This is a genomic window from Streptomyces pluripotens, assembly GCF_000802245.2.
Lineage (GTDB): Bacteria > Actinomycetota > Actinomycetes > Streptomycetales > Streptomycetaceae > Streptomyces > Streptomyces pluripotens.
In genome coordinates, this window is the sequence record NZ_CP021080.1 from 4,624,869 (window position 1) to 4,638,153 (window position 13,285).

16 protein-coding genes and 1 pseudogene are annotated in these 13,285 nt (G+C 69.1%); 8 read left to right on the forward strand and 9 right to left on the reverse strand.

Annotation, left to right across the window (positions count from 1 at the left end; genetic code table 11):
* Window positions 1-20: 20 nt before the first annotated feature.
* The gene (locus tag LK06_RS20960) at window positions 21-1,175 is read left to right on the forward strand and encodes a cystathionine gamma-synthase (RefSeq protein ID WP_043433541.1); all 1,155 of its coding nucleotides are present in this window, start codon (window positions 21-23) and stop codon (window positions 1,173-1,175) included.
* 38 nt (window positions 1,176-1,213) lie between these two features.
* Here the strand turns inward: LK06_RS20960 and LK06_RS20965 are convergent, their stop codons facing one another.
* The 3 genes from LK06_RS20965 to LK06_RS20975 all read right to left on the reverse strand — a co-directional run bounded on the left by LK06_RS20965 (window position 1,214) and on the right by LK06_RS20975 (window position 2,709).
* Window positions 1,214-1,462 (reverse strand): hypothetical protein, encoded by a 249-nt coding sequence (locus LK06_RS20965; protein WP_039653008.1) that lies wholly within the window; start codon window positions 1,460-1,462, stop codon window positions 1,214-1,216.
* Window positions 1,463-1,490: 28 nt separating this feature from the next.
* Complete coding sequence (locus LK06_RS20970) at window positions 1,491-1,994, reverse strand: sigma factor-like helix-turn-helix DNA-binding protein (RefSeq protein ID WP_043406317.1); 504 nt, start codon at window positions 1,992-1,994, stop codon at window positions 1,491-1,493.
* A gap of 208 nt (window positions 1,995-2,202) precedes the next feature.
* The gene (locus tag LK06_RS20975; protein ID WP_174673998.1) at window positions 2,203-2,709 is read right to left on the reverse strand and encodes a MarR family winged helix-turn-helix transcriptional regulator; all 507 of its coding nucleotides are present in this window, start codon (window positions 2,707-2,709) and stop codon (window positions 2,203-2,205) included.
* A gap of 162 nt (window positions 2,710-2,871) precedes the next feature.
* Here LK06_RS20975 and ilvA point away from each other — a divergent pair, with 162 nt between their 5' ends.
* From ilvA to LK06_RS20990, 3 genes are all read left to right on the forward strand, one after another.
* On the forward strand, window positions 2,872-4,101 hold the full coding sequence (gene ilvA / locus LK06_RS20980) for a threonine ammonia-lyase (protein ID WP_039653010.1): 1,230 nt from the start codon (window positions 2,872-2,874) through the stop codon (window positions 4,099-4,101).
* A gap of 272 nt (window positions 4,102-4,373) precedes the next feature.
* A complete protein-coding gene (locus LK06_RS20985) occupies window positions 4,374-5,381 on the forward strand; it encodes a daunorubicin resistance protein DrrA family ABC transporter ATP-binding protein (protein ID WP_039653011.1) in 1,008 nt (335 codons plus the stop codon).
* Window positions 5,382-5,592: 211 nt separating this feature from the next.
* Window positions 5,593-6,393: an ABC transporter permease gene (locus LK06_RS20990; RefSeq protein ID WP_039653013.1), complete on the forward strand. Its 801-nt coding sequence runs from the start codon at window positions 5,593-5,595 to the stop codon at window positions 6,391-6,393.
* A 306-nt stretch (window positions 6,394-6,699) separates the two neighbouring features.
* On the opposite strand, the gene greA is transcribed toward LK06_RS20990, so the two are convergent.
* Together greA and LK06_RS21000 are read right to left on the reverse strand one after the other, a co-directional pair.
* Window positions 6,700-7,197 (reverse strand): transcription elongation factor GreA, encoded by a 498-nt coding sequence (greA, locus tag LK06_RS20995; RefSeq protein WP_039653014.1) that lies wholly within the window; start codon window positions 7,195-7,197, stop codon window positions 6,700-6,702.
* A gap of 178 nt (window positions 7,198-7,375) precedes the next feature.
* Window positions 7,376-7,774 (reverse strand): DUF4307 domain-containing protein, encoded by a 399-nt coding sequence (locus LK06_RS21000; RefSeq protein ID WP_039653015.1) that lies wholly within the window; start codon window positions 7,772-7,774, stop codon window positions 7,376-7,378.
* A 152-nt stretch (window positions 7,775-7,926) separates the two neighbouring features.
* On the opposite strand from LK06_RS21000, the gene mca reads away from it, so the two are divergent.
* Both mca and LK06_RS21010 read left to right on the forward strand, forming a co-directional pair.
* Window positions 7,927-8,808 carry a mycothiol conjugate amidase Mca gene (gene mca / locus LK06_RS21005; protein WP_071659221.1) on the forward strand — a complete coding sequence of 294 codons (882 nt, stop codon included), beginning with the start codon at window positions 7,927-7,929 and terminating at the stop codon, window positions 8,806-8,808.
* Window positions 8,801-9,040 carry a hypothetical protein gene (locus LK06_RS21010; protein ID WP_071659220.1) on the forward strand — a complete coding sequence of 80 codons (240 nt, stop codon included), beginning with the start codon at window positions 8,801-8,803 and terminating at the stop codon, window positions 9,038-9,040. The genes mca and LK06_RS21010 overlap by 8 nt, the downstream gene beginning before the upstream one ends.
* A gap of 38 nt (window positions 9,041-9,078) precedes the next feature.
* Here LK06_RS21010 and LK06_RS33340 read toward each other — a convergent pair whose 3' ends face one another.
* Entirely contained in the window at window positions 9,079-9,300 is a 222-nt protein-coding gene (locus tag LK06_RS33340) for a hypothetical protein (protein ID WP_159025322.1), read from the reverse strand.
* Window positions 9,301-9,595: 295 nt separating this feature from the next.
* Between LK06_RS33340 and LK06_RS21015 the strand changes: the two are divergent.
* Window positions 9,596-9,754: pseudogene (locus LK06_RS21015) on the forward strand (DUF255 domain-containing protein); the annotation flags it as partial.
* Between the two features lie 118 nt (window positions 9,755-9,872).
* Here LK06_RS21015 and LK06_RS21020 read toward each other — a convergent pair.
* Window positions 9,873-11,117: an IS110 family RNA-guided transposase gene (locus tag LK06_RS21020; protein WP_039658280.1), complete on the reverse strand. Its 1,245-nt coding sequence runs from the start codon at window positions 11,115-11,117 to the stop codon at window positions 9,873-9,875.
* Window positions 11,118-11,443: 326 nt separating this feature from the next.
* Here LK06_RS21020 and LK06_RS33820 point away from each other — a divergent pair, with 326 nt between their 5' ends.
* Window positions 11,444-11,593 (forward strand): hypothetical protein, encoded by a 150-nt coding sequence (locus LK06_RS33820; protein ID WP_167747950.1) that lies wholly within the window; start codon window positions 11,444-11,446, stop codon window positions 11,591-11,593.
* A 96-nt stretch (window positions 11,594-11,689) separates the two neighbouring features.
* Here the strand turns inward: LK06_RS33820 and LK06_RS21025 are convergent, their stop codons facing one another.
* Complete coding sequence (locus LK06_RS21025; protein ID WP_043432113.1) at window positions 11,690-11,893, reverse strand: hypothetical protein; 204 nt, start codon at window positions 11,891-11,893, stop codon at window positions 11,690-11,692.
* Between the two features lie 271 nt (window positions 11,894-12,164).
* Window positions 12,165-13,091, reverse strand: coding sequence for an ornithine carbamoyltransferase (locus LK06_RS21030; RefSeq protein ID WP_043432115.1), 927 nt, complete (start codon window positions 13,089-13,091; stop codon window positions 12,165-12,167).
* Window positions 13,092-13,285: the final 194 nt, after the last annotated feature.

Here is a 13,285-nt window from a genome sequence, read left to right on the forward strand (position 1 = left end):
GCGCACTACGCTCGGTGCCCATGAGCGACAGGCACATCAGTCAGCACTTTGAGACTCTCGCGATCCACGCGGGCAACACCGCGGATCCCCTCACCGGCGCGGTCGTCCCGCCCATCTACCAGGTCTCGACCTACAAACAGGACGGCGTCGGCGGGCTGCGCGGCGGTTACGAGTACAGCCGCAGCGCCAACCCGACCCGGACCGCCCTGGAAGAGAACCTCGCCGCACTGGAGGGCGGTTGCCGCGGCTTGGCCTTCGCGTCCGGCCTGGCGGCCGAGGACACCCTGCTGCGCACACTGCTCACCCCCGGCGACCACGTGGTCATCCCGAACGACGCCTACGGCGGCACTTTCCGTCTCTTCGCCAAGGTCGCCGCCCGCTGGGGCGTGGAGTGGTCCGTCGCCGACACCAGCGACCCGGCCGCGGTCCGGGCCGCGATCACCCCGAAGACCAAGGCCGTCTGGGTGGAGACCCCGTCCAACCCGCTGCTGGGCATCACCGACATCGCCGCCGTCGCTCAGGTCGCCCACGCCGCGGGTGCCAAGCTCGTCGTCGACAACACCTTCGCCACGCCCTACCTCCAGCAGCCGCTGTCGCTCGGGGCGGACGTCGTCGTGCACTCCCTGACCAAGTACATGGGCGGCCACTCGGACGTGGTCGGCGGCGCACTGATCGTCTCCGACCAGGCGCTCGGCGAGGAACTGGCCTACCACCAGAACGCGATGGGCGCCGTCGCCGGTCCCTTCGACTCCTGGTTGGTGCTGCGCGGCACCAAGACCCTCGCGGTGCGCATGGACCGCCACAGCGAGAACGCGACGAAGATCGCCGGCCTGCTGACCCGCCACGCACGCGTGACGCACGTGCTGTACCCGGGGCTGCCCGAGCACCCCGGTCACGAGATCGCCGCCAAGCAGATGAGGGCGTTCGGCGGCATGGTGTCCTTCCGGGTTGAGGGCGGGGAGGAGGCCGCCGTCGAGGTCTGCAACCGCGCCAAGGTGTTCACCCTGGGGGAGTCGCTCGGTGGTGTCGAGTCCCTCATCGAACACCCCGGGCGGATGACCCACGCCTCCGCGGCCGGCTCGGCCCTGGAGGTCCCCGCTGACCTGGTGCGGCTGTCGGTCGGCATCGAGAACGTCGACGACCTGCTGGGGGACCTGGAGCAGGCCCTCGGCTAGCGGGCGGCGACGCGGGAAGGCGGCGGGGCGGGCCCGGCTCACCAGCCGGTGACCGGTGGAGTCGTCTGGGACGGCGGCTCCACCCACGGGCGCGCGTCCGCCGCCCACACCGCGAACGCGAGGACCGCGGCGAACGCCAGCAGCCAGAGCACCCGCCGGGCGAACCGTCTGCGCCGCAGCAGGCGTTCGCCCCGGCGTACCGCCGCCGAGCGCAGGTCCGGCGGCACCCGGGCCGGCTGCCGTTCCATGATCCGCCTCGCGGCGGCCTCCCGCTCGGCCCGGTTCACCACGACCTCCCGCCGTGCACCCCTCGCCTCATGACGGCACCACCTTCGCGCCGGCCCCGGAGACGGCGGTCGGCTTGGCTGGATGCAGCAGGGCGGCCGTCGCGCGGTCGCAGAGCGCGTGCACGCGCTCCGCGGGCAGTCCGAGGAGCGCCGCCGCCTGTTCTTCGGCGACCCCCTCGTAGAGCCGCAACACCAGGACCAGTCGTTCCTGTGCGGTGAGGGAGGCGAGCGGACTGCGGGGGTCCGGCCGGGCGCGGCCCAGGGGGCCGTACCGGTGCCAGGTCGCGCGCGCGAAGCGCGTGGCCAGGTACCGACGGGCGCAGTCGTACGGGTCCTCGCCGTGCAGCCGGTGCCACCGGGCGTAGGTGTGGGCGAGCGCCAGCGTCAGCAGGCGCTGTGCGCGCACATTGGCATCGGGCGCCTCCGCGGTGAGCAGTGTGGTGGTGTGCAGCAGGCGCCCGGCAGCGCCCGTGACGAACGCGTCGAACTCGCGGGCCCGGCGGTCACCGCGGGCCAGCTGCCGATCATGCACTGTGCCTCCCCCCGACGGGCCCCGCCCGGTGCCGGACAGGCGGCGCCGCATGCCACGCAGGACCCGGTCTCACCGGTCTCATATGAGGCCCGGCGGCGGTCTGGGGTCAAGGCTCCGGACCCCACTGGACCGGCCGGAGGGGACGGACGGCCTGCGATGGGCTGCTCGCCCCGGGAGCCGGCGCCGGCAGCGGGCAGGACGAACGCCCTCAGGAGGCTGGCGGCTGCTCCGCCGACGGGACGCCCTGCATGGTCATCCGTGCGGACAGCGCGCTGTTGAAGCGGGTCAGGAGCGAGCAGAACTGCTCGCGTTCCTCCGGTGCCCAGTCGTGTGTCAGCTCGGCCATCAGCTGACGCCTGGACGAGCGCACCTCCTCCAGCCGGGTGGCTCCGCGCGGGGACAGTTGGAGCACCACCGCGCGCCCGTCCTCCGGATGCGAGGTGCGTTTGACGAGCCCGGTGTCCACCAGGGGGGCCACCTGCCGGGTGACCGTGGAGGAGTCGATGCCCATGCCCGCGGCGAGTGCCTTGACGCCCATCGGGCCCTCCTTGTCGAGGCGGTTGAGCAGCAGATACGCGGCGCGGTCCATGGAGTTGCGCACGTGCCCGACACCGCCGAGCCGGGTCTGTTCGGCACGGCGGGCGAACACCGCCACCTCGTGCTGGAGGGTGTCGAGAAGGCCGGTGACACCGACGGTCATCATGTCCATCGACATTTCGGGTGTTGTGGGCATGGCCGGAGGCTCGCTTCATGAAGGGGTGCTGGGTTGGGGGACAGGGTACGCGGCCCAGCGCCCGGTCGTACCGGCGCTGCGCAAACCCGTCTCGGAGCGTGGTCGTGCCCGCCGTCCGCGACCGCGGACTGCGATGCTGGAGTCATGAGCTACGGCACGGCCGGTTCCTTGCGCTCCGTCACCCTCGACGATGTGCGTGGAGCCCAGAAGATGCTCTCGGGCGTGGCCCGGATGACCGCGATGGAGGGCAGTCGGTACCTGTCCCAGCTGGTCGGTGCGCCGGTGCAGCTCAAGTGCGAGAACCTCCAGCGGACCGGCTCGTTCAAGCTGCGCGGCGCCTACGTCAGGATCGCCGGGCTGCTTCCGGAGGAACGGGCGGCCGGCGTGGTGGCCGCGAGCGCCGGGAACCATGCGCAGGGGGTGGCGCTCGCCTCCTCGCTGCTGGGCGTGCACGCCACGGTGTTCATGCCGAAGGGTGCGCCGCTGCCGAAGATCAGCGCGACCCGAGACTACGGCGCTGAGGTGCGTCTGCACGGTCAGGTGGTCGACGAGACGCTGACCGCCGCCCAGGAATACGCGGCCCGGACGGGTGCCGTGTTCATCCACCCCTTCGACCACCCGGACGTCATCGCGGGGCAGGGCACGGTCGGCCTGGAGATCCTGGAGCAGTGTCCGGAGGTGCGTACGGTCGTCGTGGGCATGGGCGGTGGCGGGCTCGCTGCCGGCATCGCGGTGGCGGTCAAGGGACTCCGGCCGGACGTCAGGATCGTCGGCGTGCAGGCGGAGGGGGCGGCCGCCTACCCGCCCTCGCTGGCCGCCGGGCACCCGGTGACACTGGACAACCCGACGACGATGGCCGACGGCATCAAGGTGGCCCGGCCCGGCGAGGTGCCGTTCGGGATCATCAGCGAGCTGGTCGACGAGGTGCGCACGGTCAGCGAGGACCAGCTGTCGGCCGCGCTGCTGCTGTGCCTGGAGCGGGCCAAGCTGGTGGTGGAGCCTGCTGGGGCGAGTCCGGTCGCGGCTCTCCTGGGGGCGCCGGACGCCTTCGAGGGGCCGGTCGTCGCGGTTCTCTCCGGCGGCAACGTCGACCCGGTCCTGCTGCAGCGCGTGCTCCGGCACGGCCTGGCGGCGCAGGGCCGCTACCTGGCCGTCCGACTCCGGTTGACGGACCGGCCGGGTGCCCTTGCCACGCTCCTCGGTGTGCTGTCGGAGGCGGATGCCAACGTCCTCGACGTGAGTCACGTCCGCACCGACCCCCGGCTCGGGCTCACGGAGGTGGAGGTGGAACTGCACCTGGAGACCAAGGGGCCGGCGCACTGCGCCGAGGTCGGTCGGGCCCTGCAAAACGCGGGTTACACGGTCATCGACTGAGGCCGGCCATTGACTGAGGCCGGCCATTGACTGAGGCCGGTCCTGCTGCCGGTTGCGGCCCCGGCGCCGTTTCCGGTCCGGTGTCCACACGCGTCACTCGTTCGGGTCCATCGCATCCCCTCGCCCGGAAAACCGTTGAGGAACGCGATACATCGCGTTACGGTGTCTTGTGTTGCGCTGGAGTGCTTTCCCGACCGCGCCCGACCCGGGCGGGGTGCCCAGCACGCGAAGCCAGCCCCTTCCCAAGAATCCCTGACGACACGGAGACAGACATGCCAGGCGCCATCTATGCCGAAGGCTTGGTGAAATCCTTCGGCGACGTAAGAGCACTGGACGGCGTTGACCTCGACGTGTCCGAGGGCACGGTCCTAGGCCTGCTCGGGCCGAACGGCGCCGGTAAGACAACGACCGTCCGCTGCCTGACGACCCTGCTGCGACCCGACAGCGGCAAGGCGGTCGTCGCAGGCGTCGACGTACTCAACGACCCTGACGCCGTGCGCCGCTCCATAGGCCTGTCCGGTCAGTTCGCGGCGGTGGACGAATACCTGACCGGCAGGGAGAACCTGCAGATGGTCGGGCAGCTGTACCGGATGAGGGGGAAGGCGGCCAAGGCGCGTGCCACGGAACTGCTGGAGCAGTTCAACCTCGCGGACGCCGCGGACCGTCCTGTCAAGACCTACTCCGGGGGCATGCGCCGCCGCCTCGATCTTGCCGCGGCCCTGGTGGTCTCACCGCCGGTGATGTTCATGGACGAGCCGACGACCGGCCTCGACCCGCGCAACCGCCAGCAGTTGTGGGAGGTCATCAAGCAACTCGTCTCCGGCGGTACGACCCTGCTGCTCACCACGCAGTACCTGGAGGAGGCCGACCACCTCGCGCACGACATCGCGGTGGTCGACCATGGCAGGGTCATCGCCAAGGGCACCTCTGACCAGCTGAAGGCCCGGACCGGCGGGGAGCGTGTCGAGGTCGTGGTGCACGAGCACGCCGAGATCGCCGGAGCCGCGGAGGTGCTGCGCGCATTCGGCAAGGGCGAGACCACCGTCGAGGAGCACACCCGCATGCTCACGGTGCACGTCACCGGCGGTGCCAAGCTGCTCGCCGAGGTCATCCGGGAACTGGACGCGCGCGGGATCGAGATAGACGACATCGGCCTGCGCCGCCCCACTCTCGATGATGTCTTCCTGTCCCTGACAGGACACGCGACAGCAGATGCGCCCAGATGTGCAGATGAGGGCGTCGGTCAAGAAGCGGAAGACGACAAGGAGGCCGTGACATGAGTGCCGCTGCCGTTACCGAGGCCGTGCCCGTCGCATCGCCCGACGCCCCCCTCGCCCGGTCCACCCGTGACTCGCTGCTCGCCGCTGAGCGCAACCCGATCCGAAGATTCCGAATGTCCCGAACCTCGAATCCCGTGCGCTCGTGCCGGCCGGGGTTCACCTCGCCGCGCATCCGAGGCCGGCGGCCCCATGCCTTGAAGGAGCAGGTGAAGTGAACGCCGTGACCGATTCCCTGGTTATTGCCCGCCGGAATCTGATTCGTATGGGGCGGATTCCCGAGATGCTCGTCTTCGGGTTGATTCAGCCCATCATGTTCGTGGTGCTGTTCACCTACGTGTTCGGCGGCTCGATCCAAGTCGGCTCGTCCACCTCCACCCAGGCCTACCGCGAGTTCCTGATGGCCGGCATCTTCGCCCAGACCGTCACGTTCGCCACGGCGGGCGCCGGTGCGGGCATAGCCGACGACATGCACAAGGGCCTCATCGACCGCTTCCGCTCCCTGCCCATGGCGCGCGGCGCGGTCCTGACCGGGCGCACCCTCGCCGACCTGGTCCAGACGGCGCTGACGCTGCTCGTCCTGGCGGCCGTCGCCCTGCTGGTCGGCTGGCGCACGCATGAGAACGTCGGCAAGGTGCTAGCCGGATTCGGCCTGCTCCTGCTGCTCGGGTACGCGTTCTCATGGATCGGTGCGCTCATCGGCCTGTCCGTGCGTACCCCGGAAGCGGCCACCTCGGGCGGCCTGATCTGGTTGTTTCCGCTGACGTTCATCTCGAACGCGTTCGTGGACGCGAACCACATGCCGACCTTCCTGCGGCACATCGCAGAGTGGAACCCGTTCAGCGCTACCGTGCAGGGATGCCGCGAACTGTTCGGCAACCTTCCTCCGGACTTCCAGGCGCCCGACGCCTGGCCCATGCAGCACCCCGTGTGGGCCTCGCTGATCTGGTCGGTCGTGATCATCCTGATCTTCCGTACGCTCGCGGTCCGCAAGTACCGCCGGGCAGCCGGTTGATGGCTCTGCCCTCCCGGACGTCTGCCAGAGACGGCCAGGCCTCAGCCGGCCGGGGCTGGGGTCCCTGGCCAGGTGTCACGACCGCGAACCGAAGAAGCACCCGGCCTGGGGCACACTGATCCACTCGTCTTGATCACTGCGGTGATCCGGACGAAGCTGGCCCTGGCGCCTCGCTCGGCCACCACTTGACACCCTTCGGGTACGGCAGGGGCCCCCGCCATCCCGTGGGATGCCGGGGGCCCGAAGCTGATCAGGACCCGAAAGCGACCCGCGTCCGGAGCCGGCCGAGGTCGGCTCCGGCTCGGCTCAGCCCGTGTACGGCTTGGCCTTGAGGATCCTCACCGAGGCCTTCTTGCCGTTCGGCAGCTCGTACTCCGCGTCCTCGCCGATCTTGTGGCCGATCACGCCCGCGCCGAGTGGAGATTGCGGGGAGTAGGTCTCGATATCGGAGCTCGCGTACTCGCGGGAGGCGAGCAGGAACGTCAGAGTGTCGTCCTCGTCACCATCGAAGGCGATCGTGACGACCATGCCGGGCGCGACGGCACCGTCTGCCGCCGGGGCTTCGCCGACCTTGGCGCTCTCCAGGAGCTGGGTCAGCTGGCGCACACGAAGCTCCTGCTTGCCCTGCTCCTCCTTGGCCGCGTGGTACCCGCCGTTCTCGCGCAGGTCCCCCTCCTCGCGCGCAGCCGCGATCTTTGCGGCGATCTCCGTGCGCGCAGGACCAGTAAGGTACTCAAGCTCGTCCTTGAGCTTGTTGTACGCCTCCTGGGTCAGCCAGGTGACGTTCTCGCTGGTCTGGGTCACAGGGTGCTCCTCGTCGGTACTGGGAATACAAAGCATCGCCCTACCCAGAAGCATGTTCCCTCTCGGATGGGCGAAACCACGAGCCTAACAATTCAATGGCGGAAGGGGGAGGACATAAGCCATCAGAATCTCATCAGTGCAGGTCAGCGCCATGCATTCCAGGCGTATCCGGGGAGTGTCAGCCCGCGTGGCAGCCGAGCAGCTCCGCCGTCGTCCCCCTGGCCGTGGTGCGCAGCGTGACGACCTTGTCCATACGTGTGGCCGGGCCGGAGAAACGGAAGTCCGCGCGGCCCACCTCGGAGCCGTCCGCCGCCTGGGAGCGCAGGGTGCAGTAGCCGGAGGCGCCCTGGTCCTTGTGTACTTCCAAATGCACCTTGACCGCCTCGTCCGAGGCCTGGAAGGCGATCACCTGTGCACTGATCTCGCTCTGTGCGACATAGTGGTACGCGAAGTAGCCGACCAGCGTGAGCAGAGCGGCACCGAACACCCCCGCGGCGATCCTGAGCTTGTGATCGGCGCGCTCGTCCGAGGAGCGGCCGTAGCGGCCCTCGGGAAACCGGGTGCTCGCCGTGCTCATGATCGTCCTCTCCGCGGAATTATTCGCCCCCCGATTCGGTCACTATAGAAGCCGTCTGACCGTCACCCGACTGCCGCCCCCACCACGTCCCTCCGGGACGGCCCTATTGAATGCCCCGGGACGCCGGGCGCCGACTTACCGAGGATTGAGTCTTGACTGACCAGTTGCGACTGATGGCCGTTCACGCACACCCCGACGACGAGTCGAGCAAGGGCGCAGCCACCATGGCGAAGTACGTGTCCGAGGGGGTGGACGTGCTGGTGGTGACCTGCACCGGCGGAGAGCGCGGGTCCATCCTCAATCCGAAGCTGCAGGGCGACAGGTACATCGAGGAATACATCCACGAGGTACGCAAGAAGGAGATGGACGAGGCGCGCGAGATCCTCGGCGTCCGGCAGGAGTGGCTCGGCTTCGTCGACTCGGGCCTGCCCGAGGGCGATCCGCTGCCGCCGCTGCCCGAGGGGTGCTTCGCACTGGAGGACCTCGACAAGGCGGCCGGCGAGCTGGTGCGGCAGATCCGCTCATTCCGCCCACAAGTGATCACCACTTACGACGAGAACGGCGGTTATCCGCACCCCGACCACATCATGACCCACAAGATCTCCATGGTGGCCTTCGAGGGCGCGGCGGACACCGAGAAGTACCCCGAGAACGAGTTCGGTCCCGCCTTCCAGCCGCTCAAGCTCTACTACAACCAGGGCTTCAACCGCCCTCGGACCGAGGCACTGCACCAGGCGATGCTCGACCGTGGCCTGGAGTCGCCGTACGGCGACTGGCTCAAGCGCTGGAAGGAGTTCGAGCGCACGGAGCGGACCCTGACCACGCATGTCCCGTGTGCGGACTTCTTCGAGATCCGCGACAAGGCGCTGATCGCGCACGCCACACAGATCGACCCCGACGGCGGATGGTTCAGGGTTCCGATGGAGCTCCAGAAGGAGGTCTGGCCGACGGAGGAGTACGAGCTGGCGAAGTCCCTCGTCGACAGTTCCCTCCCCGAGGACGACCTCTTCGCGGGCATCCGGGACAATGCCTGACATGAGTGCAAGCGTGAGCCTGGCAGTGACGCACCTCGTCCCCCTCGCCAAGGAGTTTGACGAGAACAAGGTCACCCCCGGTGTCCTCGGCTTCATCGTCTTCGCGGTGATGGCCTTGGCGGTGTGGGGCCTGATGAAGTCGATGAGCAAGCACATGCGGAAGGTCGACTTCAAGGAAGCCCCGGACGCCGATGTGCAGCAGAAGGCCGATTCCACGGCACCGCGGGGCTGACCCGAGGGGCGCCGCCACGCCGGTACCGCCACCTTCCCTCACCTCTGGGGGTGGCGGTCCGAGGCCATGCGCAGCCGTCGCTTCCGCCGGGCCGCCTCCGGGTGCACCCCTGCTTCCCCCGCCTCGGCAGCAGCCGTGCTCCGGTCCCGGGTGACCCGAGCCGAGCGCTGCCGGGCGGCGCTCGGCACGGCCCGCGCATCCCAGGTGAGGCGTCGCTGTGCGTCGTAGCGCAGGCGGGGTGACGTCCCGCTCCTTTCCACGCAGCCCCGCTCCTTGGGCACGGCCAGGCCCACGCACACCCCGCGAGGGCCCCTCCGCCACCGCGCACACGAGAGCTGGGACAAAAGGGCAGGCGGCCGAAGCCGTCGTGATGCCGAGCCAGATGACCATGACCGCCATGACCGCCATGACCGCCGTGGCTGTGGTCGTCGAGGCCGTGAGTCTGCTCCGAGGGGCGCCCCGGAGGCCGGGCGAGGCGGTCTCCCTCTACGCCCCGGTCGTGCGCTGCCCCGTGGCGCATGGGTGGGGCGGGGGCAGGTACGCGAGGATGGGGGTATGCCCAACCGACTCGCGCAGGCCACGTCCCCGTACCTCCTCCAGCACGCGGACAACCCCGTCGACTGGTGGCCCTGGGAGCCCGCCGCGTTCGAGGAAGCCCGGCGGCGCAACGTCCCCGTCTTCCTGAGCGTGGGCTACAGCGCCTGCCACTGGTGCCAGTGTACTTAGACAACCAGGTAGCTCTGACGCGTAAATAGAACCTGTTCAGGGTGGGTGTGGGCAGGGCTGGGTGCCCGGTGGTCGCGATGGGCCGCCGGGTGTCTTGCCCTGTCGGTCAGGCCGCGGTCTCCCTCGGGTTGAGGGTGACGGTGTAGCCGAGCTGGTTGAGCTGGTTGATGGCCCGGCGGGTGGCGCGTTCTGGATCGCGTTGGGTGAAGTAGGTGCCGCCGAGTTCCTGATAGGCGACGTTGTCGGTGAGCATGTGCCAGATCGCGGTGATGATCGAGTGCTCGACGGCGACCAGTGCCCTGAGCGGGCCGCGGCGTGCGGTCAGCCGCTTGTAGCGGGCCTGCAGGTAGGTGTCTTTGGTTCTCACCGCGCCGAACGCTGCCAGGCCGAGGGCGCCTTTGAGATATGGGTTGCCGGGCCGGACCTTGGTCTTCTTGGTGCGGCCGGCGGACTCGTGGTGGCCGGGACAGACCCCGGCCCAGGAGGCGAGGTGACGGGCGGAGGCGAACCGGCTCATGTCTCCGCCGGTCTCAGCGATGATCACTTCGGCGACCGCCCGGTTGATCCCGGGGATGGTGTCGAGCAGGTCCAGGGCGCCTCGAAAGGGGGCCATCGCCTCCTCGATCCGCTCGTCCAGTTGCTCGATCATGGCGGTGAGCTGGTCGTACTGGTCCAGATGCAGGCGGGTTAGGAACGCGTGATGCTCGCGGAAGCGCCCGGTCAGGGCCTCGGTCAGTTCAGGGATCTTGTTGCGGAGCCTGCGCTTGGCCAGGTCTGCGAGGAGTTGCGGATCGTGTTCTCCGGCGATGAGGGCTTCGAGCATGGCCCGGCCGGAGACGCCCATGATGTCGGAGGCGACCGCGGAGAGTTTGATGCCGGTGTCCTCCAGCAGCTTCTCCAGCCGCTGGACCACCCGGCCGCGTTCACGGGTGGCGGTGGTCCGGGCCCGGGTCAGGTCCCGGAGTTCACGGACCGGCTCGGGCGGCACGAAGGAGGGCCTCACCAGGCCGTGGGCGCCGAGCTGGGCCAGCCAGGCCGCGTCCGAGACGTCCGTCTTGCGGCCGGGGAGGTTCTTGACCTGCCGCGCGTTGACCAGGATCACGTTCAAGTCCTCGGCCAGCAGGTAGTAGAAGGGCTTCCAGTAGTCCGAGGTCGCCTCGATGACCACCAGCGTCACCCGCGCGGCAAGCAGGTGATCCCGCAGGGCCAGGACCGCATTCGTCGTCGACCCCCATGTCGTGGTCTGGGTCGTGAAGGATCCCCGCCGCTTGGTACTCGGGGTGCGGACACACGCCTTGGCGTCCTTCTTGCTGATGTCGAGGCCGGCGCAGCGTTCGTGCAGCACATCCACGGCCTTGCTCCCTCCCTCGCCGGACAGCCGGGTGCGTCGTTCCGGGAGGACCAGGGCGGATCAGGAATTCTGACGCACGTGCTTCGCAGCAACACTCCACGGTTCCCGTGGGCGGTCCCCAGCACCATGCTGACCTGCGAGCTCACCGGCATCACAGAGGCTTCGGTTTCGGCCGGAACGAACCAGCTCAGCGTCCCGTACCCCATCAGTCCACGTCAGGGCAGACAGAAGCACCCCCGGCGCGCGCCACGGCATTTACCACGCCCCCGGCGCGCACCGAAGGTGCGCTGGATTGCTGACCTGGTGTTTTCACGAGGAGTGCCAGCGTGGACACGTATGATGAGGATCTGACCCACAAGATAGACGCCTGGGTCCAAGATCAACTGAAGGCTTCCCCGGAGTGGCCGCCCGAGCAGTACATCAGCATCAGGCAGCACCTCGAAGGCACCACTCCGCCTCGGGAAGCGGGCGCGTAAGCGCGACGCTTCAGCCGCCGGCCCCGCGCAGGAGTGATGCCGCACGCCAGGACGGAGGGGTCGGTGCGTGCGGCATCGAGAATGTTTCTGCCGTGATCAGGCAGCGGGGTGGCAGGGCGCCGTCCACGACGTGGCGGCGACCTGCGTCGAGCCCTCATCGGTACGTGCGTCGGTTCGCGTGCTGGCTGAGACCGCGAACCTGCGCTTCTCCAGGTGCCGGACGGCTTGCTTCCTGGGGAGCACTGGTACCTCGCCGCCGGTGGCGATCAGGTACCGCCCCGGATCGTCGGGATGCGCCACGGTCAGGGCGTCCGCAGGTCCAAGGTCGATCTTGGTACCGCCACGACTTCGCGGTCCGGGCCGATGACCGGCATCGTCCACCGGCCGCGACAGCTGCTGACCCCGGCGTTGTGCACCGACTCCCCGCGTCCCTGGCCGGCGCGAACCGTGGCGGCGATGGCGCGCGACCCTTTGGCAGGGCCGCGGAGATCAGCCAGCGGGCTTCCTAGGTCCTTCCGGAGGGCCGGCCACTCGGCCTGGAGACGGGCGCCGAACCACTGGCGGACGCCTGTCAGGGTAGGACTCCGAGGCTCCACTCCAGGACCGCTGCGGCACTGTGCATCTTCGCTTCGGCTTGGGTGAATGTGATCGAGCGCGGTCCGTCCAGTACCGCGGCGGTGACTTCGTCGCCCCGGTGTGCGGGCAGATCGTGCATGAAGACCGCGTCCGGGCTGGCTTCCATGATGGTTTCGTCAACCCGGAAGGGAACGAATTCCTCGCGCCAGTCCGGGGAGTCCTTCGAAGTGCCGGTGGTCTGCCACCGCGTCGTGTAGACAACGTCGGCGTCCTTCGGCATGCCGACGGTGTCGTGCTGCTCGGTGATGGTGGAGCCGTGCCGTGCCGCGAGGTCCTTGGCCCGCATCAGGATCTCCGGATCGAGGGCGTAGCGCCCGGGAGTCCGCAGGTGCAACTCGATCCCGGGGTAACGCGGAAGGGCGAGAGCCAGAGCGGCGGCGGTGTTGTTGCCTTCGCCCATGTAGAGCACCCGCCGCCCGGTCAGATCTCCGAAGTGTCCGGCCATGGCGGTCAGATCGGTCAGTGCCTGCGTCGGATGCTCCTGCGCCGCCATGGCGTTCACCACCGCCATCCGGTCCTGGGAAGCCAGTGCGCGCAGTTCCTCGACGCTGCCCACCGTGCGCGCGACCAAGGCGTCCAGCATGCCGCCCAGCACCCGGCCGGTGTCCGCGGTGGTCTCGCCCGTGTTGACCTGGAGATCGTGCGGACCGTAGGTGATGAGGCGCGCGCCGAGTCGGAGGGCCGCGGAGGAGAACGCCGTACGCGTACGCGTCGACGTCGCCCGGAAGTAGATGCCGACGACGGCGCCGTGCAGGGTCTCGTCCGACCACGCGCCGGAGGCGAACCGGGTTCCTCTGTCCACGATTCGGTAGAGGTCGGCGTCGGGGATGTCGGCCAACGAGATGAGGTGGTTACGGGCCATTGCGCGACTCCTGTGCATGTCGGGCTTGGCAATGTAGAGGCGCTGTTTATCAGGGCGGTATCGGCGTCGCCTCTGCATCGGATGAGCGTGCGATAACAGGCTGAAAGTGCCGCTCCCTACGGTCGGGCACCGTGTCGGACGTGCGTGTACGCCCCGGCTTTACGAGTTGTCGACGAAGTACAGGAGCCAGCAGC

Excerpts from the sequence above, each read along its gene's own strand:
- LK06_RS20975 (WP_174673998.1), bottom strand. The coding sequence starts at position 2,709 with ATGTCGATGGACATGATGACCGTCGGTGTCACCGGCCTTCTCGACACC.
- LK06_RS21030 (WP_043432115.1), bottom strand. The coding sequence starts at position 13,091 with ATGGCCCGTAACCACCTCATCTCGTTGGCCGACATCCCCGACGCCGAC.
- ilvA (WP_039653010.1), top strand. The coding sequence starts at position 2,872 with ATGAGCTACGGCACGGCCGGTTCCTTGCGCTCCGTCACCCTCGACGAT.
- LK06_RS20985 (WP_039653011.1), top strand. The coding sequence starts at position 4,374 with ATGCCAGGCGCCATCTATGCCGAAGGCTTGGTGAAATCCTTCGGCGAC.
- LK06_RS20960 (WP_043433541.1), top strand. The coding sequence starts at position 21 with ATGAGCGACAGGCACATCAGTCAGCACTTTGAGACTCTCGCGATCCAC.
- LK06_RS21000 (WP_039653015.1), bottom strand. The coding sequence starts at position 7,774 with ATGAGCACGGCGAGCACCCGGTTTCCCGAGGGCCGCTACGGCCGCTCC.
- LK06_RS21010 (WP_071659220.1), top strand. The coding sequence starts at position 8,801 with ATGCCTGACATGAGTGCAAGCGTGAGCCTGGCAGTGACGCACCTCGTC.